At 63.0% G+C, this 17,223-nt stretch carries 21 protein-coding genes; 20 read left to right on the top strand and 1 reads right to left on the bottom strand.

The window, feature by feature from the left end:
* The first annotated feature begins 40 nt into the window (after positions 1–40).
* The 14 genes from VJ923_RS09185 to VJ923_RS09250 all read left to right on the top strand — a co-directional run bounded on the left by VJ923_RS09185 (position 41) and on the right by VJ923_RS09250 (position 10,273).
* A complete protein-coding gene (locus VJ923_RS09185) occupies positions 41–1,024 on the top strand; it encodes a DUF6273 domain-containing protein (protein ID WP_326440914.1) in 984 nt (327 codons plus the stop codon).
* A gap of 163 nt (positions 1,025–1,187) precedes the next feature.
* Positions 1,188–2,489, top strand: a complete 1,302-nt coding sequence (locus VJ923_RS09190; RefSeq protein ID WP_326440763.1) for a DUF6273 domain-containing protein — start codon at positions 1,188–1,190, stop codon at positions 2,487–2,489.
* Between the two features lie 73 nt (positions 2,490–2,562).
* Complete coding sequence (locus VJ923_RS09195) at positions 2,563–3,102, top strand: zinc ribbon domain-containing protein (protein ID WP_326440764.1); 540 nt, start codon at positions 2,563–2,565, stop codon at positions 3,100–3,102.
* Between the two features lie 3 nt (positions 3,103–3,105).
* Positions 3,106–3,816, top strand: coding sequence for a zinc ribbon domain-containing protein (locus VJ923_RS09200; RefSeq protein ID WP_326440766.1), 711 nt, complete (start codon positions 3,106–3,108; stop codon positions 3,814–3,816).
* A gap of 47 nt (positions 3,817–3,863) precedes the next feature.
* On the top strand, positions 3,864–4,610 hold the full coding sequence (locus tag VJ923_RS09205) for a zinc ribbon domain-containing protein (protein ID WP_326440767.1): 747 nt from the start codon (positions 3,864–3,866) through the stop codon (positions 4,608–4,610).
* 298 nt (positions 4,611–4,908) lie between these two features.
* A complete protein-coding gene (locus tag VJ923_RS09210) occupies positions 4,909–6,099 on the top strand; it encodes an ATP-binding protein (RefSeq protein WP_326440769.1) in 1,191 nt (396 codons plus the stop codon).
* Between the two features lie 221 nt (positions 6,100–6,320).
* Positions 6,321–6,536: a DUF3791 domain-containing protein gene (locus VJ923_RS09215; RefSeq protein WP_326440771.1), complete on the top strand. Its 216-nt coding sequence runs from the start codon at positions 6,321–6,323 to the stop codon at positions 6,534–6,536.
* On the top strand, positions 6,533–7,009 hold the full coding sequence (locus VJ923_RS09220; RefSeq protein WP_326440772.1) for a DUF3990 domain-containing protein: 477 nt from the start codon (positions 6,533–6,535) through the stop codon (positions 7,007–7,009). Before VJ923_RS09215 ends, VJ923_RS09220 begins: the two co-directional genes overlap by 4 nt.
* Positions 7,006–7,263, top strand: coding sequence for a hypothetical protein (locus tag VJ923_RS09225; RefSeq protein WP_326440773.1), 258 nt, complete (start codon positions 7,006–7,008; stop codon positions 7,261–7,263). Before VJ923_RS09220 ends, VJ923_RS09225 begins: the two co-directional genes overlap by 4 nt.
* 69 nt (positions 7,264–7,332) lie before the next feature.
* Positions 7,333–7,827, top strand: coding sequence for a crossover junction endodeoxyribonuclease RuvC (ruvC, locus tag VJ923_RS09230; protein ID WP_326440775.1), 495 nt, complete (start codon positions 7,333–7,335; stop codon positions 7,825–7,827).
* Positions 7,824–8,423 carry a Holliday junction branch migration protein RuvA gene (gene ruvA / locus VJ923_RS09235; protein WP_326440777.1) on the top strand — a complete coding sequence of 200 codons (600 nt, stop codon included), beginning with the start codon at positions 7,824–7,826 and terminating at the stop codon, positions 8,421–8,423. Before ruvC ends, ruvA begins: the two co-directional genes overlap by 4 nt.
* Positions 8,424–8,435: 12 nt before the next feature.
* Positions 8,436–9,524: a Holliday junction branch migration DNA helicase RuvB gene (gene ruvB / locus VJ923_RS09240; protein WP_326440779.1), complete on the top strand. Its 1,089-nt coding sequence runs from the start codon at positions 8,436–8,438 to the stop codon at positions 9,522–9,524.
* A 9-nt stretch (positions 9,525–9,533) separates the two neighbouring features.
* Positions 9,534–9,947, top strand: coding sequence for a hypothetical protein (locus VJ923_RS09245; RefSeq protein WP_326440781.1), 414 nt, complete (start codon positions 9,534–9,536; stop codon positions 9,945–9,947).
* A gap of 122 nt (positions 9,948–10,069) precedes the next feature.
* Positions 10,070–10,273 (top strand): cold-shock protein, encoded by a 204-nt coding sequence (locus tag VJ923_RS09250; RefSeq protein WP_326440783.1) that lies wholly within the window; start codon positions 10,070–10,072, stop codon positions 10,271–10,273.
* Positions 10,274–10,380: 107 nt separating this feature from the next.
* Here VJ923_RS09250 and VJ923_RS09255 read toward each other — a convergent pair whose 3' ends face one another.
* Positions 10,381–11,274, bottom strand: a complete 894-nt coding sequence (locus VJ923_RS09255; protein WP_326440785.1) for a methyltransferase domain-containing protein — start codon at positions 11,272–11,274, stop codon at positions 10,381–10,383.
* 261 nt (positions 11,275–11,535) lie between these two features.
* Here VJ923_RS09255 and thyX point away from each other — a divergent pair, with 261 nt between their 5' ends.
* The 6 genes from thyX (at position 11,536) to VJ923_RS09285 (ending at position 17,134) form a co-directional block, all read left to right on the top strand.
* Positions 11,536–12,228, top strand: coding sequence for an FAD-dependent thymidylate synthase (gene thyX, locus VJ923_RS09260; RefSeq protein WP_326440787.1), 693 nt, complete (start codon positions 11,536–11,538; stop codon positions 12,226–12,228).
* Positions 12,229–12,246: 18 nt separating this feature from the next.
* Positions 12,247–13,485 carry a DUF1385 domain-containing protein gene (locus tag VJ923_RS09265; RefSeq protein WP_326440790.1) on the top strand — a complete coding sequence of 413 codons (1,239 nt, stop codon included), beginning with the start codon at positions 12,247–12,249 and terminating at the stop codon, positions 13,483–13,485.
* Positions 13,486–13,615: 130 nt separating this feature from the next.
* Positions 13,616–14,347, top strand: coding sequence for an amino acid ABC transporter ATP-binding protein (locus VJ923_RS09270; RefSeq protein WP_407651375.1), 732 nt, complete (start codon positions 13,616–13,618; stop codon positions 14,345–14,347).
* Positions 14,348–14,359: 12 nt separating this feature from the next.
* Positions 14,360–15,247 (top strand): transporter substrate-binding domain-containing protein, encoded by an 888-nt coding sequence (locus VJ923_RS09275; protein ID WP_326440793.1) that lies wholly within the window; start codon positions 14,360–14,362, stop codon positions 15,245–15,247.
* Positions 15,247–16,485 (top strand): amino acid ABC transporter permease, encoded by a 1,239-nt coding sequence (locus VJ923_RS09280; RefSeq protein WP_326440795.1) that lies wholly within the window; start codon positions 15,247–15,249, stop codon positions 16,483–16,485. Before VJ923_RS09275 ends, VJ923_RS09280 begins: the two co-directional genes overlap by 1 nt.
* The gene (locus VJ923_RS09285; RefSeq protein WP_326440796.1) at positions 16,478–17,134 is read left to right on the top strand and encodes an amino acid ABC transporter permease; all 657 of its coding nucleotides are present in this window, start codon (positions 16,478–16,480) and stop codon (positions 17,132–17,134) included. The genes VJ923_RS09280 and VJ923_RS09285 overlap by 8 nt, the downstream gene beginning before the upstream one ends.
* Positions 17,135–17,223: the final 89 nt, after the last annotated feature.

Raw genomic sequence — 17,223 nt, forward strand, 5'->3', positions numbered from 1 at the left:
TCAGGCAGGGGGCCCGGCTCCAGCTGGGGGCGGTGCGCCGATGCCGAAGAAGGGCGGCGCAAAGATCGGCGTCATCGCGGCCGCTGTCGTGGTTGTGGTGGTGTTCGTCGCCGGGTTCGCGACGAACTGGTTCGGGCTCGCCGGCGTGCAGCCCAAGGAGGCGGTGGAGGTTCCCACCGCGAGCCAGGGGGCAGGTAATGCGCAGGATGCGGGCGACGGTGCCGAGGGCGATGCCCAAGATGCCGCGACTGGTGATGCGGTGAAGTCGGCGGTAGAGGCCTACACCTGGGACGAGCTGTCGCAGATCTCGGCCGAGATCTGCGCGGCCAGCGACGAGGCGGCTGCCATTGAGGTGGCGAAGAGGTACAACCTGTGCACGCCCGAGGGCAAGCTCGACGGCACCCAGGTGAAGTCGGTGACGCTGGCCGACGGCACCCAGACCACGGTGCAGATCGTCGGCTTCGCCCACGACGACAAGACCGCGGGCGGCAAGGCCGGCATCACGTTCATCTTCGGGGACTGTGTAGGTGAGGCGCCCATGAACGGCGAGTCCACCAACGCCGGTGGCTGGGAGGCCTCCCAGATGCGAGCCTACCTCAACGGCGAGTGGCGCGCCGAGCTGCCCGAGGACCTAAACGCCATCGTCGTGCCGGTGGACAAGCTCACCAACAACGTGGGAGAGACGCAGGACGTGTCGGCGGTGACGGCGACCTCCGACTCGATGTGGCTGCTCTCCGCCACCGAGCTCTGCGGCGTGATCGACTGGTATAGCGACGCGGCCTACAACGCGGTGCTCAACGCAGAGGGGGCCGAGTACAAGCTGTTCCGCGATACGGCCGTGGATTCAGCAGGTTCAAACGAAATTTTGGTGAAGAACTTCCAAGGTTCGCCGAACCACTGGTGGGAGCGTTCCCCGTATCCGAGCAACTCGGGCAGCTTCCAGGGCGTGATCTCCGATGGCGGCCCGTACATCAGCGGCCGCGCCGACATCTCCTACGGTGTGGTCCCCGGCTTCTGCATATAAACCATCCAATCATCTGGACCCCCATGCCCATGTGGCATGGGGGCGGAAAGGGCCTCCGATGAATAACGTTTCCTTTTCGAAACGTGAGGTTGCGCGAGGCGACGTGGAAGGATGCGACCTCTGGCTGCCGTAGCGAAGGAGGATGGTGTGCCGCGGGGTCCACATGAGCTGCGGCGCGAAAGTGGATTGGAAAGCCGACAAAGAGGTTTCAAAAGGAGGAGAGTGGGTGATGTTCTGTTCCAAGTGTGGAAATGAGATTGCGGAGGGGGCGGCTTTCTGCAGGAAGTGCGGGGCTCCGGTTGGCGCTCCAGTGAATGCGACGAAGTCAGTCGCCGGGGCTCCGCGGTCGACGGATGGTGCCAATTCCCCCGCGCCCAAGAAGAGCGGTGCGAGAAGAGGCGTTATCGCAGTAGCTGCTGTTGTCGTGCTGGCGCTCGTCACCGGGTTCGCGACCAACTGGTTCGGGCTGGCGGGCGTGCAGCCCGAAGAGGCAGCTCTGGCACCCACCGCGAGCCAGGATTTGAGCGATACAGGCTCGGAGAGCGTGCAGGGCGTGGACTCGGCTGGTGTGCAAGACGGCGATGTGCAGAGTGAGAGCGCAGCCGACGAGCAGGGCGGCGATGCGCAGGATGTTGGGGGCGGTGGTTTGGACAGCGCGGCCACGGCGGTGAAGTCATCTGTAGAGGATTACACCTGGGACGAGCTCTCGCAGATATCAGCCCAGATTGCTGCGACCGGTGATGAAGCGACCGCTATCGAAGTGGCCAAGAAATACAACCTGTGCACGCCCGAGGGCACGCTGGACGGCACTCAGTTGAAATCGGTGACGATGCCCGATGGCACTCAGGACACTGTGCAGGTTATCGGCTTCGCCCACGATGACAATGCCAGCGGCGGCAAGGCGGGAATCACCTTTGCCTTTAGCGGCTGCATCAGCGAGCTCGGTATGAATGTCGATATTACAAATGCTGGCGGCTGGGAGGCTTCCGCGATTCGCGCCGCTTTAAACGACGATATGGATTATTGGCTTCCTGAGGATTTGCGCAAGGTGATTGTTCCGGTAAAGAAAATGACAAATAACGCAGGAATGACGGCGTCTATTGACGATGTTACCGAGACGCTCGATGCGTTGTGGCTTCCGTCTTCCGTGGAAATGTGGGGCGAGTACGGAGGCGATCCTGCAGCACTGCCGTCAGAGGACGCAATTGCGTGCGATATCCATAATGCCCAAGGGGTCCAATATAAGCTCTTCTCGGACTTGGCGGATAAGTATAAGCAAGACGGCTCCTCTTCTCCGAACTCGTTCACCATCCGCACATCTGGGGGCGTTCAAGTGACTTGGTGGATGCGGGATCCGATAAGTGACTCCGATAGCGACTTTTCCTGCGTTAGCGACGACGGTTTGTACATTTACGAAGATGGGGCGAGCAGCACGAAAGGGGTCGCTCCTTGCTTCTGCGTTTGAGCCACACGCTACATAAGTTTGCTTGTCTGAAGTTCGTGGAATGTGATTTGCACCGAAGCGTGAAAGGATGGTTATGGGATTTTTGGACAATGTGACCTCGGCGGTGAACCGGGGGACGGCGGCCGCGGGGCGCGGCGCCGACAAGATCAAGCTGAACGCCCGCATTGCCGAGCTGAACCGGCAGCGCCAGGGGCTGGCCGCGCAGCTGGGGGCGAGCCTGTACGAGACAACGCGGGAGGACGCAGCTCTGCGCGCCGGACGCGAGGCGCTTTACGACGGCATCGCGCAAGTGGACGCCGAACGCAAGGAGTGCCAGCGCCAGATAGCGGCCATCGACGAGCAGACGGCAGCTGCGGCCACGGCAGCGGCCGGGTTCGCCTGCTCGGTATGCGGGGCCCGCATGACCGGTGCCGACCTGTTCTGCTCCAGCTGCGGGTCGCCTGCGGAGAAGGCGCGGCCCCAGGCCGCCGCGGCGCAAGAAGGCGGTGCTCCTACGGGGCCCGCGTGTCCCTCCTGCGGCGCCCCGATTGGAGAGGGCGACCTGTTCTGCATGGGCTGCGGCGCGAAAGTGGAGAAGAAAGCTGATGAAGAGGATTCGAAAGGAGAAGAATAAGTAATGTTTTGTCCTAAGTGTGGTGCATCGTTGCCCGATGGCTCTCAGTTCTGCGGGCAATGCGGCTCGCAGCTGAAAGCCAACGAGGCTTCGGCCGCAACGAGCCCTTCAGCGCAGGGCGGGAAAACGCGGCAGCAAAAAGGATTCTCGTCCTTGAGCGGATCTGAGGCAAACTCTGAGAACTCGGCACATGTTGCCATAGCGCTGGCCGCCGCCGCTGTGGTTGCGTCGCTGCTTCCGTGGCTCGAAGTTGATTCAGTGGTATCGGCTCTTTCGGGTGCCGCGGCTGGCGCAGCCTCGTCTTTGGGCTTCTCTGGCGTAAGTGATTACGCTTTCGGCGAGAGCTATAGCCTTTGGTCGATGCCATCCCTTGCCGGAACCATCGAGCGATATGCGTCGCTGGGAGCCGCTTTTGGCAATTCCAGTGCCGATGCTGGCATGGGCACGATAACGCTCGTGGCCTGGATTTGCTTCATTGCCTGGATTGGCTCAGTGGTACTGCTTGGCCTGGGCAGTTACGAGTTGCTCCGCAAGGGCGATATCAAGAAGTTCAAGAACGGCGGGACCCTGCTTTTGTTCTGCATCGCTGCTTTCTACGTTCTTGTCGGGATGCTTGACGGCTTTGCGACGGCTATTGTGCTGCCGACGATTGCGTGCATGCTGCTCGATTGCGCGGCATTTGGGTGGCTTAAGCTGAAGATGAAAAAGAGCTAGAAGGCCTGAAGTTCTACGGTATTCATACATGAGGAAGGAGTTTGAGCGTGTATTGCCCGAACTGTGGAAACGAAGTGACGGATGGGTCGGTGTTTTGCGGGAAATGCGGTACGTCGGTTGCGCAATCGTCGACGAGCGCGTCTGGTGTTGCTAGCGAACGGGGGCGTAAGGACTCGCATGCTCCGGCCGTGACTGCGGTTCCGGACTCTACCGGCGCGGCACCGGTGACGCAAAAGCCCGAAAAGAAAAAAGGCGGCGCAGGAAAACTGATTCTCGCGCTTGTCGTTGTGCTCGTGTTGGCGGGCGGGGGATTCTTCGCTTACTCGATGCTCGGCAACTCGGATGACGCGCCAGTGCCAGAAGCGGGACCAATTGATACGGATTTCTGGATTGGAAAGTGGTCTGGCGGTCTTGTCTCAACGGAGACGAAACAGTCTAAACCCCAGTGCTACGGCGGGGAAGCACAAGATATGACGCTCGATATCACGGGCATCTCTGGTGCTGGTCGAGTATCTATGGATGCGACGCTGCTGTTTCACGGACACAATCCGCGCGAGCTCACGGCTGATGAGCAAACGGTACCGGGCGATTCGGTCGAGACCTTGACGGGCGTGACGGCCACGTTCGACCCCTCTGGCTTCTCGACAACGGTGCCGATGGCCGGCGGTGAGGGAGAAATGGAAATAGAGGTGCGTCCCGTCCAGGGCGCTGACTCTGGAATCGAGGTCGTCGTCATCAGCGAGCTCAAGTTTGCGCCGGCGATAACCGATACCTACCTTCTGCATAAGCAGTAGAGGGCGGCCCCCGCAAAGTTCTTGCAATCAGCAAACATATGTTCTATGATGGGCCCCACGATTGAAAGTGGGGCTCTTCTTTTGGCTGGTACGTCGCGCATTATATTGGCCGATCGTGATGTCATTGCCGGTCACGGTCTTCTTGTGATGTCGTTTGAGCGAACTGCTGCAGATCCGGTTCGTCTTATTGCAGTCGGCCAAAGGGAGGTTCTGATGACGCGTTCCCGGGAATCTAGACTTTACTACTGAGCAAATTTGCCTTACTATTGAGCAAATTTGCTCAGTAGAAAGGCAAATCATGTCTCACCTTGTTTTCGAGCGGCCTCTCGTGAGCACGCTTGCCGACCGCATGGAGGAGCCGCGCCGGCTCATTCAGATGCTTATCGGCCCCCGGCAAACGGGGAAGAGCACCGCACTGAGGCAGGCGCTGTCCCATGTAGACGTGCCGGCGCATGTCGCGCTCGCGAGCATCGATTCGTCAAGCCGCGATTGGCTGCGGGCGCAGTGGGCGCAGGCACGCACTCTTGCCTCCGCATCGGGTGGAACGGCGCTGCTCGTTGTAGATGAAATCCAGCTTGTGGACCAGTGGTCGGCGGTCGTGAAGGAGCTTTGGGACGAAGATTCGTGGGCGGGTCTCGATTTGCGCATTGTGCTGAGTGGCTCTTCGTCACTCCTTTTGCAGAAGGGACTGCGGGAAGGTCTGACCGGGCGATTCGAGATCGTGCGGAGCACCCACTGGAGCCTGCCCGAGTGCGAGGAGGCGTTCGGCTATACGCTCGATGAGTTCCTCTACTTCGGCGGCTACCCCGGGGGTGCGCCTCTCCGGCGTGACGAGAATCGCTGGCTCGACTATCTCAACGACGCGGTCATAGAGCCGAGTATTGCCAAGGACGTCGTGGCAATGGAGGACGTCCGCAAACCTGCCCTGATGGAGCGCTTGTTCCGATTGGGCTCCGCCTACTCTTCCCAGGAGCTATCCTATCGTAAGATCATGGGGCAGCTTGATGATGCGGGTAATACGGTCACCCTTGCCCATTACCTGCGACTTCTCAATGATGCCGGTCTGCTGGCGGGATTAACCAAGTATGACCCGAAACTCGTACGCGAGAAATCCAGCTCGCCGCGGTTTGCCGTTTATGACACGGCGCTCATGGTGGCCACCTACGGACCCTACCGCAGTTTTCTGCTTACCGACAGCGAGAGGCGCGGTCGGCTGGTGGAAAGCGCCGCGGGAGCTTGTCTGCTCGCTCGCTCCAAGAAGGAGCACTTCGATGTTCACTGGTGGCGCGAGGGGAACGACGAGGTCGATTTCGTTGCCGTCCAGGGCGAGGCGGCTATCGGTATCGAGGTGAAGAGCGGTCGTGTGAAGTCGCTCAAGGGGCTGACGGCGTTCGTTAACCGGTTTCCCTGGGCGCGGACGCTGGTCGTTGGTTCCTCGGAGTGCCCCCTCGAATCGTTTCTCCGCGGGGAGGTGCCGCTTTTCACATAACAGGAAAGCGCGATAGGCCAAAACCTATCTTGCAATCAGCAAACATATGTTCTATGATAAGCCCCACTTGAATTTGGAAGGTGGGGCTTATCTTTTGGACGTGGCGCGCATCATATTGGGAATCGACTCGGGTCTGGCCCATGCGGGGGTGGGGCTTGAGGGTGCGGCGGGCGCCTTGGTACAATGGATGTCGTTGCTGATAGGGCAAAGGAGGTGTCTTTGTGTCGAAGCGAGAGGTCGAGTTCGTGACGTATTGCATTGGCAATTTGTCCGAGCGATTGGGACTTAGCCAAACCGAGATTTACAACTTGTTGGCGCAGAGCGGCATTCTCCAGAACTATATCGTTGCCTCTTATGATGTGCTCCATACCTTCGGCAAAGACTACCTTATGGAAGATATCATTGGCTATATGCGCGAGAAGAAGTTGGTCGCATGAGGGTTTATCATGCGTCCGACTGCGTGGTAGACAGTCCGGATACCGAGCATTCCCGCGACAACCTCGATTTTGGCCGCGGCTTCTATGTCACAACAATGAAAGACCAAGCGACCAGCTACGCCCAGCGGTTTATGCGCCGAGGACGCAAAGCCTACGTAGGGGAGTACGATCTTGACGAAGGCGCGCTGGCGTCTTTGGATGTTCTCGAGTTCTCTTCTTACGACGGGCAATGGCTCGATTTTGTCATGGCTTGCCGCAGCGGTGCCGACGACACCTCTTGGGATGTTGTTATGGGCGGCATCGCCAACGACCGCGTGTTCACTACGGTCGATTTGTACTTCGCGGGTGAAATCACCAAAGAGGAGGCGTTGGGGCGGTTGGCCTATGTGAATCCCAACGACCAGCTGTGCTTCCGAACTCAGCGGGCGATCAATCGGGCGCTGCGCTTCTGCGGGGCGGAGGAGGTATCGTGAGCGACGCGGGCAAGCAGGCTGTTCTGCAAATGAAGTACGCTCGAGTTATCGATGCTATGGCGAGCCTGGGCGGAATAACGCCCGAAGAGGCGATGGATCTTTTCTACAATGCGCCGCTCATGCCATTGATTCAGGAGGGCGTTGCCGACCTTCACTGCCGAAGCGACGAGTATTTGGCGAAGGAGATATTGAGGGATGCCGGACGCCTGCCCGTTGGCTCGGTGGAATCGGTTCATCCTTCCTCTGGCGAATAGAGTCCTTGCATTTCACAAACATATGTTCTATGATAAGCCCCACTTGATTTGGAAAGTGGGGCTTATCTTTTGGACGCGGCGCGCATCATACTGGGCATCGACCCGGGCCTGGCCCATACGGGCTGGGGGGTTATCGAGCAGTGCGGCTCGCGGCTGGGGTGTGTGGCCTACGGGTGCGTGGCCACGCCGGCCTCGCAGCCCTTGGCCGAGCGTCTGCTGAAGATTCACCATCAGGTGGGCGCCGTGATCGAGCGGTTCCGTCCCACCTGCGTCGGCATCGAGACGGTGTGGTTCGGCAACAACGTGACCGCGGCCTTCGCCACGGGCCAGGCCCGCGGGGCGGCGCTCGTGGCCTGCGCCGAAATGGGGCTTTCCGTGGGCGAGTACTCGCCGAGCCAGATAAAGCTGGCCGTGGTGGGCGAGGGCACCGCCGAGAAGGAGCAGGTGCAGTACATGGTGCGCCACCTGCTGGGCTTAAGCCGCGACCCAGAGCCCGACCATGCGGCCGACGCCCTGGCCGCGGCCATATGCCATACGACCCACGAGGGGAAGGTGTTCGCGTGATAGCGTTTCTGGACGGAGAAGTGGCGGCGGTGCTGCCGCCGAGCACGGTGTACGTGGATGTGAACGGCGTGGGCTACGCCGTGGCCATGCCCGGGGGCGACCTGGGCAAGCTGGCGCAGGGGCAGCGGGTGCGCGTGCTCACCTATATGTCGGTGACCGACAACGGCATCGGGCTGTACGGGTTTCTCTCCGAAGAGGAGAGGGCGCTGTTCGAGAAGCTCATCGGCGTGTCGAAGGTGGGGCCGAAGATGGCCCTATCGGCGCTTTCGGCCTTCACGCCCGGCGAGCTGGCCGATGCCATTGCCGCCCAGGACATCGCCCGGGTGTCGCACATTCCCGGCGTGGGCAAGAAGACGGCCGAGCGCATTATCCTGGAGCTGAAGGGCACGCTTGAGGCGGGTGCCGCATCGCTGTTCAGCCAAGAGGCTGACGGGGGCGCCGCGGTGGCCAGCGTGGCGCTTGCGGGCGCTACCGAGGCGCTGCTTTCCATGGGCTTTACCTCTGCCGAGGCTGAGGTGGCCCTGAAGGGCGCTCCCGAGGGCGCGGGCGAGGGCGCGCTGCTACAATACGCCCTGAAACGTTTGGGAAGTCGATAGCGATAGGCTGTTATGGCATTTGATCTGGACATAGAGGGCATCGGTTTTCTGGCCGACCGCGACGGAGGCGCCCCGCGCGGCCGCGCCGAGGGCGAGGGCGGCGTGCGCGCCGTATCGCCCACCTTCACCGAGGACGACCTGGAGCTCGATTTCTCGCTGCGCCCGAAGCGGCTGGACGATTATCTGGGCCAGAGCAAGGTGAAGGAGTCGCTCGGCATCATGATCGATGCGGCCCGCGCCCGGGGTGATGTGGCTGACCACATCCTGTTCTCGGGCCCTCCGGGTTTGGGCAAGACCACGCTCGCCACCGTGGTGGCCAACGAGCTGGGTGCCTCCATCCGCACCACCTCGGGTCCGGCCATCGCCCGCACGGGCGACCTGGCCGCCATCCTCACCAACCTCGAAGAGGGCGACGTGCTGTTCATCGACGAGATCCACCGCCTGAACCGTATGGTGGAGGAGGTGCTGTACCCGGCGCTGGAGGACTTCGAGCTGGACATCGTGGTGGGGAAGGGCCCGGCGGCCCGTTCCATCCGGCTCGATCTGCCGCGCTTCACGCTCATCGGCGCCACCACGCGCACGGGCCTGCTGACGGGGCCTTTGCGCGACCGCTTCGGCGTGGCCTTCCGCCTGCAGTACTACACGCCCGAGGAGCTCTCGCTCATCGTGAGCCGGTCGGCCTCCATCCTGAACGTGGCCATCGATGGCGAGGGTGCTCTGGAGATTGCCCGCCGCTCCCGCGGCACGCCGCGTTTGGCCAACCGCCTGCTGAAGCGCGTGCGCGATTGGGCCCAGGTGCGCGGCGACGGCTCCATCAGCGAGGACGTGGCCGCCGAGGCGCTCACCTTCTTCGAGGTGGACCATTTGGGGCTCGATGCGGTGGACAACCGTCTGCTGGAGGTGCTCTGCGTGCAGTTCGCCGGCCGCCCGGTGGGGCTGACCACCCTGGCCTCGGCTCTGGCCGAGGACCCCGATACCGTGGAGGACGTGTACGAGCCCTATCTTATGCAGCAGGGCCTTATGATGCGCACGCCCAAGGGGCGCCAGGCCACCACGGGTGCTTGGGAGCATTTGGGCCTGGTGCCGCCCGAGGGCTGTTAAGGAGCGAGCATGTTCGAGCAGGATTATCTGATGCGCATTATCGCGCAGCTTATGGGGGCTATTCGACGTTCTATGGAGCGGGCGGCCGGCGAGGAGGATCCCGACGGCGCGGCCCGTATGCTTGACGAGGCCCTGGGCGATGCCACCGGCTTGGATGGCGAGGCGCTGCTCTCGCTTGCGCCGGAATCCCTGGCTTCCATTCTGCAGGTGTCCGGTGTCGACCCGCATCTGACCGAGTACATAGCGCGCAGCCTCATGCTATCCGGGCGCTATTACGCTGAGGCGGGCCATGGGGCTGTTGCGGCGCTGCGCGAGGCTCAGGGGCGTGCGGTAGCCGCCGCTTTCGGTCATGATGTGGGTGTCGCGCCCGTAAGCGACGAGGAAATAGAGGCTCTTCTTGCCGCATGTGATGGAGAAGCGTAAATTCCCCGTGAAAACCCGCGAACTTAGCGTATAGTTATAGCGCGCTTCCAAAAGGGAGCTGGGCTTCGCGCCCCATTGCTAGACCCTCTCGCGACGCGAGGGGGAGGAAAGAGGAAAGTATCATGGCGGAAGGCACTGTCAAGTGGTTCAACCCCGAGAAGGGCTACGGCTTCATCTCCCAGAATGATGGCGAGGATCTCTTCGTCCACTTCTCCGAGATCAAGATGTCGGGCTTCAAGACCCTCAACGAGGGCGACGCGGTGACGTTCGATGTGACCGAGGGTCAGAACGGCAAGCTGCAGGCGAGCAACGTGGAACGTCTCTAAGTTTTAGGAACCTACATGATGCTACAGGGCCCGGGAACATCCCGGGCCCTTTTCGTTTAAGCGAGGCGGTAGGCGATGGGGCGACCTTACGTCCGCCCCATCGTCGTCTAGATGTCCCAAGCGAGGAAGGCCCAGGTGACGGTGCGCGGCTCGCGCAGGCGCCAGGCTCCCTGGGGGACGCCCTTGCGGTCGGGCTTGCCCGCCTCGTCGTTGGGGACGAGATTCGCGTCGAGCCATTCGGTCAGGCGCGTGCGGGCGCGCTCGCGCTCGGAGGCGGTGGCCATCACGGCCGAGGAATCGTCGATCATGGCGGACAGCTTCTGGTAGGCATCCTCTTGGCTGGCGAAGGTGTCCTCGCGGGTGCTGTCGATGTAGCGCACCTCGGCCTTGATGCCCTCGCTGGCCAGGATGTTGAAGGCGTACAGGTAGTCGCGTCCGAGCACGCAGGGCAGCCCCACCGCCGCGAGGATGCGCTCGTCTACCCGCGGCGAGGAGCCGGTGGCCAGGGTGATGCACACCCGCCGGCGCGCCACGTCGGTCAGGCGCAGCAGCGATTCGCGCAAGTCGCCCGTGGCGATGGAGCGAGAGGCGAGGGCGATGTCGGTCATGCCCCCGCGCACGCCGAAGGAGGCCCAATCGTCTTCCCAGCTCATGAGCTTGGGAAACACGGTGCGGATGCCCTGGGCATCAAGGCGCTCTTGCATCTGGTCGAGCATGCCCTGGGAGAAATCGGCGGCGACCACCTTGTGGCCCGCCTCGCCGAGCGGCACCGCTAGAGCGCCCGTGCCGCAGCCCATGTCGAAGACGGTCTCGCCGGGGCGGATGGCGGCATATTCCAGGAACTTCTCAACATAGAGATTCGGCGCGTCTTTGGTGGTGAAGGTGGCCGAGCGCTTGTCCCAAAAGGCGGCGTCGTCGGCGCGACGGCGCCGCTTCTGGAACTCTTTCCACTCCGCGTTCCAGTCCGTTGAGCCGAGCAGGGGTGTAAATTCGTCGTGCATGGAGCCTCCAAGCCGTGTCGCCAGTCGTCCAGCCATTATACTTCTCAGGATGAAACCATGCGCTTTGCTGTTCTCCCAAGCGGAAAAGAGCGTAGAGGAAGCGTCCGGTGTTCCAACCGAGCGAGTTCCGCAGCGACTCGAACAGGACTAAACGTCCTGTTCGACAAAGCGAGGACTGTCTGAGCGAATTGGAATGCCGGACGCTTCCGAGCGGCGAAGGGCCGCAAGGAGAAGAGCAAAAACGACTTCGAGGAGAGCCCCATGCAGGTAGAGCTTCTGTACCATACGCCCGACCCCGAGCGCGCCATCGCCACGGCCGCGCGGCTGTGCTACGCGCCGGTGGGCGCGAGCGAGCTGATGGAGACCATGCCGCCCGAGCGGGTGCGAAGCGTGCTGTCCACCATCATGGGCTCGGGGCATTTCTCCACGCTGGAGCACGCGAGCTACACCTTCGCGGTGGACGGCGTGTCGCGCGCGCTCACCCATCAGCTGGTGCGCCACCGCATCGCCAGCTTCAACCAGCAGTCCCAGCGCTACGTGAAGTTCAAGGGCGAGATTCCCGTGGTGAAGCCGGAGACCGTGGCCGCCGATGCCGAGGCGAGCGAGCTGTTCGACGAGGCCATCGAGAAGGTGTGCGACGCCTATCGCGCGCTCGTTGAGGCCGGCGTTCCCGCCGAGGACGCCCGCTACCTTCTGCCCAACGCTGCCGAGACGAAGATCGTCATCACCATGAACGTGCGCGAGCTGCTGCATTTCTTCGAGCTGCGCTGCTGCAACCGCGCCCAGTGGGAGATTCGCGAGATGGCGTGGAAGATGCTGGAGCTGGCGCGTCCCACGGCGCCGTTCATCTTCGCCGACGCCGGCGCGCCCTGCGTGCACAGCACCTGTCCCGAGGGCAAGATGACCTGCGGTACGCCGTTTGCGCGCGTGGACCGCGCGACGCTGGACCTGTAGGGACGGCGGGCGATACCCATGGCCAAGCAGAAGAGCGACCTGTCCCGCGCCTTTTCCGAAGACGGGGCTGTGAAGACCCATGTGGGCGGCCAGGCCCTCATCGAGGGCGTCATGATGCGCGGCAAGTACAACTGGGCCGTGGCCGTGCGCGAGCCGAACGGCTCCATCTACGTGGAGGAGCACGACCTGAAAAGCGGCCAGGACAAGAACGGCTGGATGTACTGGCCGCTCGTGCGCGGCTGCCGGGCGCTGGTGGAATCGCTCATGCTGGGCTTCAAGGCGCTGGAGATTGCCGCCCTGCACGCCTTCGGCGACGAGGAGGGCGAGCAGAAGGCCGCCGCCGAGGCCGATTTCGTGGAAGCCGAGGCCGAGTTGGAGGGCGCCGCGGCCGTGGCGGCCGAGGAGGAGAGGCACGAGGGCTTCAGCTGGAAGCGCGACTTCGGGCATCCCGACGAGATGGTGGACGGTTTGGGCGCCCAGCGCACCCTGGAGGTGGCGAGCGAGCCGGCGTGCGAGCCGGCCGCTGCCGAAGCTGGCGGAGAAGCTGGCGGCAAGGACGAGGCCGCCGAGGAGGAGTTCGGCCATCGCGAGATGGTGATCTCCATGGTATTGGGGCTCGTGCTGGGCGTGGTGCTGTTCATCGTGGCGCCGGCGGCCGTGACCAACCTCATCGTGGGCGAGTACGACGACCACACCCTGGCCTGGAACATCGTGGACGGGCTTCTGCGCGTAGCCGTGTTCGTGTTCTACATCTGGCTCATCGGGCGCATGGAGGACATCAAGCGCATGTTCATGTACCACGGCGCCGAGCACAAGGCCATCCACTGCTTCGAGCACGGCCTTGACATGACGCCGGAAAACGCCCGCCCGTTCCCGCGGCTGCACGTGCGCTGCGGCACGGCCTTCCTCATCATGGTCATGGTCATCGCCATTCTAGTGTACACTGTCTTCCCCCTGAACGCCATTATCTCCGGCTTCGGGGTGCCCGACGGGCTGCCGAAGCTCGCGCTCGTCATTGTGGCGCGCATCGTGCTCATGCCGGTGATCGCGGGCATCTCCTACGAGATCACGGTGAAGTGGGCCGGGAGCCACCCGGACAACCCGCTTGTGAAGGTCATCCTGTGGCCGGGCATGCAGATGCAGTACCTGACCACCAACGAGCCCGACGATGCCCAGATGGAGTGCGCCATCGCGGCCATGAGGGCGGTGCTCGACCGCGAGGAGGCCGAGAAGGCGAAGGCGGCGTGCGCAGCATAGCCCAATGATGCCCCGGTCCGTCATAATTCCGTGCGCAAGGCGTTTCCCCGGCGAAACCGCCTGTTGACCTGGTGGCGATAGAATCACTCTCGGATATATAGGACGATACCTGAGAGGGGCGTGGTGGATGATGGAGCCGCTGATCTCCGCCAAGGACCTTAAGAAGAACTTCGGCAAAGTGGAGGCGCTGAAAGGCGTCTCCCTGCAAGTGGGCGAGGGCGAGAAAGTCGTCATCATCGGGCCGTCGGGCTCGGGCAAAAGCGTGCTCATCCGCTCCATCAACGGACTGGAGCGCCCGGATTCCGGCGAGCTTATCGTCAACGGCATCGACATGATGGCCAAGAAGGTGAACACCCGCAAGCTCGCGAGCGAAGTGGCCATGGTGTTTCAGGGCTACAACCTCTATCCCCATAAGACCGTGCTGCAAAATGTCACCTTCGCTCCGGAAAAGGTGCTGAAGGTGCCGAAGGGGGAGGCCGAGGCGGCGGGCCTGGCCTACCTGGAGCGCGTGGGGCTGTCCAGCAAGCTGGACAAGTATCCCGACCAGCTTTCCGGCGGTCAGCAGCAGCGCGTGGCCATCGCCCGTGCGCTGAACATGCATCCGAAGATTATGCTTCTGGACGAGCCGACGAGCGCGCTGGATCCCGAGATGGTCAACGAAGTGCTCGACGTCATCAAGTCGCTCGCCGAGACGAACATGACCATCGTCATGGTGACCCACGAGATGGGCCTGGCGCGGGACGCCGCCGACAAGGTGGTGTTCATGGAAAACGGCCTGGTGGTGGATGAGGGCACGCCGGAGTACTTGTTCGGGCCGACGTCCAACGAGCGCGTGCAGTCGTTCCTCTCGAAGATTCTGTGAGGGGTGGTCGGCATGGACGGAATGAGCCTCACGCGGCGCACCTTCGTGCGGCTGGCCGGCGCGGCGGCTGCCTGCGCGGCCTTGGGGGGAGCGGGATTCTCGCTTTCCGGCTGCGCGCCCCAAGGAGACGTGCTGCGCATCGGCACGAAGATCGACGTGCCCGGCTTCGGCTTTCAGAATCCGGAGACAGGAAGTGTGGAAGGGCTGGAGGTGGACGTGGCCCGCGAGCTGGCGGCGCGCCTGAAGGGCGACCCCAACGCGCTAGAGACCGTGGGCGTGAACGTGACCACCCGCGGAGCCATGATCGACAACGGTACGCTGGACGCGACGCTGGCCACATTCACCATCACTGATGTGCGCAAGAAGACCTACGATTTCTCGCGGCCCTACTATATCGACCACATCGGCGTGCTGGTGAAAAAAGACTCGGGCATCACCGATTTTGCGGGCCTTGACGGCAAGACCGTGGGCGTGGCGCTTTCGGCTACGACCAAAGACAAGCTGGGAGAGGCGGCCAAGGAGATCGGCATCACGCTGAAGTTCGCCGAGTACGCTACCTACCCCGAGATCAAGATCGCGCTCGTGGCCGGGCGCGTGGACGCGTTTTCCGTGGACAGTTCCATTCTGTTGGGCTATCAGGACGACACCACCTATCTGCTGCCGACGCAGTTTGCGCCCCAGGAATACGGCGTGGCCACGAAGAAGGGCGGCGCGTATTCAAAGCCCATCGACGACGCCATCGCCGCCATGGATGCCGACGGCACCCTGCGCTCGCTCAAGGAGCGCTGGGGGCTTTCGCTTACCACCGAGGCCGACGTGGAGGCCGAAGAGGCCGCCGGCGGCACGGGGCTTGGCGCGGGGGATCCCGCCGACGATGGTTCGGAAGGGGGCGCGTCCTGATGGGGGAGATTTTCGCACCCTATAAATGGGAGGCGCTCTTCCAGCGCTGGCCCGATATTCTGCAGGCCTTCGGCATGACCGTGGCCATCTCCGCGCTCGCGCTTGTCATCGCGCTTGGGCTGGGCTTCGTGTTCGGCGTGTTCTCCGTGTCGAAGTTCAAGGTGCTGCGCGGCATTACGCGCGTGTACGTCGAGGTGGTGCAGAACATTCCGCTGCTGTTGCAGGTGTTTGTGCTGTACGCGGTGTTCCCGCTGCTCGGCCTTACCATCGCATCGTTTTGGATCGGCGTCATCGCCATTGGCGTGTACCATGGCGGCTACATGTCCGAGGTGGTGCGCAGCGGCATCGGCTCGGTGCACCGCGGCCAGTTCGAGGCCGCCAAAAGCCAGGGCTTCTCGTCGGTGCAAACCATGATGCTCATCATCTTGCCGCAGGCCATGCGCATCATCTTGCCGCCGCTCGCGGTGCAGGCCGCGAATCTGGTGAAGAACACCTCGGTGCTCGCGCTCATCGCGGGCGGCGAGCTCATGTACTTCTCGAACTCGTTTGCCGGCGACACGAGCTACTACGGGCCGGCCTACGTGGCCGCCGCCGTGCTCTACTTCGCCATCTGCTTCCCGCTCTCGCGCGCCGCGGTGGCCTTGGAGCACCGCATGGGGTCTCACCGCCACGTGACCACCGGCGATGCCACCGAGTTGCTTGCGGCCGATGCCATGGAAGTGACGCCGGGCTCCCACGATATCACCGGACACGCATCGGCTGTGGCCCTGGCCGGCGGCGTGACCACCATGAGCCGCGGCACGACGAGTCTGGTCCCGGCGCGCCATGTGCCCTCGCCGCGCTATCCGCTGCACGGCTGGGAGGTTCGGATGGCCGTGACCGACGACGGCCTGAGGCTCGTGGAGGCCCGCGAGCTGGACGGCAAGATGCGCGCCGAGGCTCATCCTGTGGATGCCGAGGCGTTCGTCCCGCCCACCTACACTGGCAATCAGGCCGCCGAAATCGCCGACGATATCGGCCTGGAGCTCGCCCAGGAGGAGGATGCCTCTGTGGCCCGCAGCCGCCGCCGTGCCTGGCTGCGCCTGGGCGATCGCACCGAGCGGCGTCATTTCGGCCGCGCGCGGAGAAAGGCCAAGCGCGCCCGTCGCTGGTTGGACAAGCAGGAGCGCACCGCTAAGAACGCGCGCAAGCGGAAGGCCCGCGGCCGGAATCGGAAGGGAGGTGAGCGCCATGAGTGACATCGCCGCCTTGCTCACGTGGACGAACATCCGCTTTCTGCTGGAGGGGCTGGGGCTCACGCTCATCATCTCGGCGCTCTCTATCGTCTGCTCCATCGTTCTCGGCGCCGTCATCTCCATCATGCGCGGGTCGTCCTCCCGCGTGCTGTGCGGCATCTCCATCGCCTACGTGGAGCTGTTCAAGAACACGCCGCTTCTTCTGTGGATCATGTTCACGTTCTTCGTGGCCCAGCTGCCGCCGCTTCCCGCCGCGGTGCTCGCCTTCACGCTGTTCACGGCGGCCTCGGTGGCCGAGATTGTGCGCGGCGGCCTGGCGAGCGTGCCCGCGGGCCAGTACGAGGCTGCTCGCTCCCAGGGCTTCTCGGCGCCGCAGATGTACCTCTACATCATCTTGCCCCAGGCCCTGCGCAACATGGTGCCGGCGCTGCTCTCGCAGTTCGTGACCACTATCAAGGACACGTCGTATCTGTGGGGCGCCATGGCGCTGCAGGAGCTCATGGGCCGCGGCATGATTCTCATGAACAGCTACAACTCCACGGTGCAGATCTTCGCCATCTTCGGACTTTTGGCGCTCATCTACTTTATCGTCTGCTTCGCGCTCTCGCAGATCGTCCGCGCCTACCAAAGGCGGCTTAAGGGCGCCCGGTAGGGTCGCCCGGTAGGGCCTGTGTCTCAGCCCGTCTTGCCTTGCCCTCGGCGGCGCTGGGCAAGACGGGCCTTTTTGTTGCCGTTCCCACT

Source organism: Adlercreutzia shanghongiae, assembly GCF_035830635.1.
Taxonomy (GTDB): Bacteria; Actinomycetota; Coriobacteriia; order Coriobacteriales; family Eggerthellaceae; genus Adlercreutzia; species Adlercreutzia shanghongiae.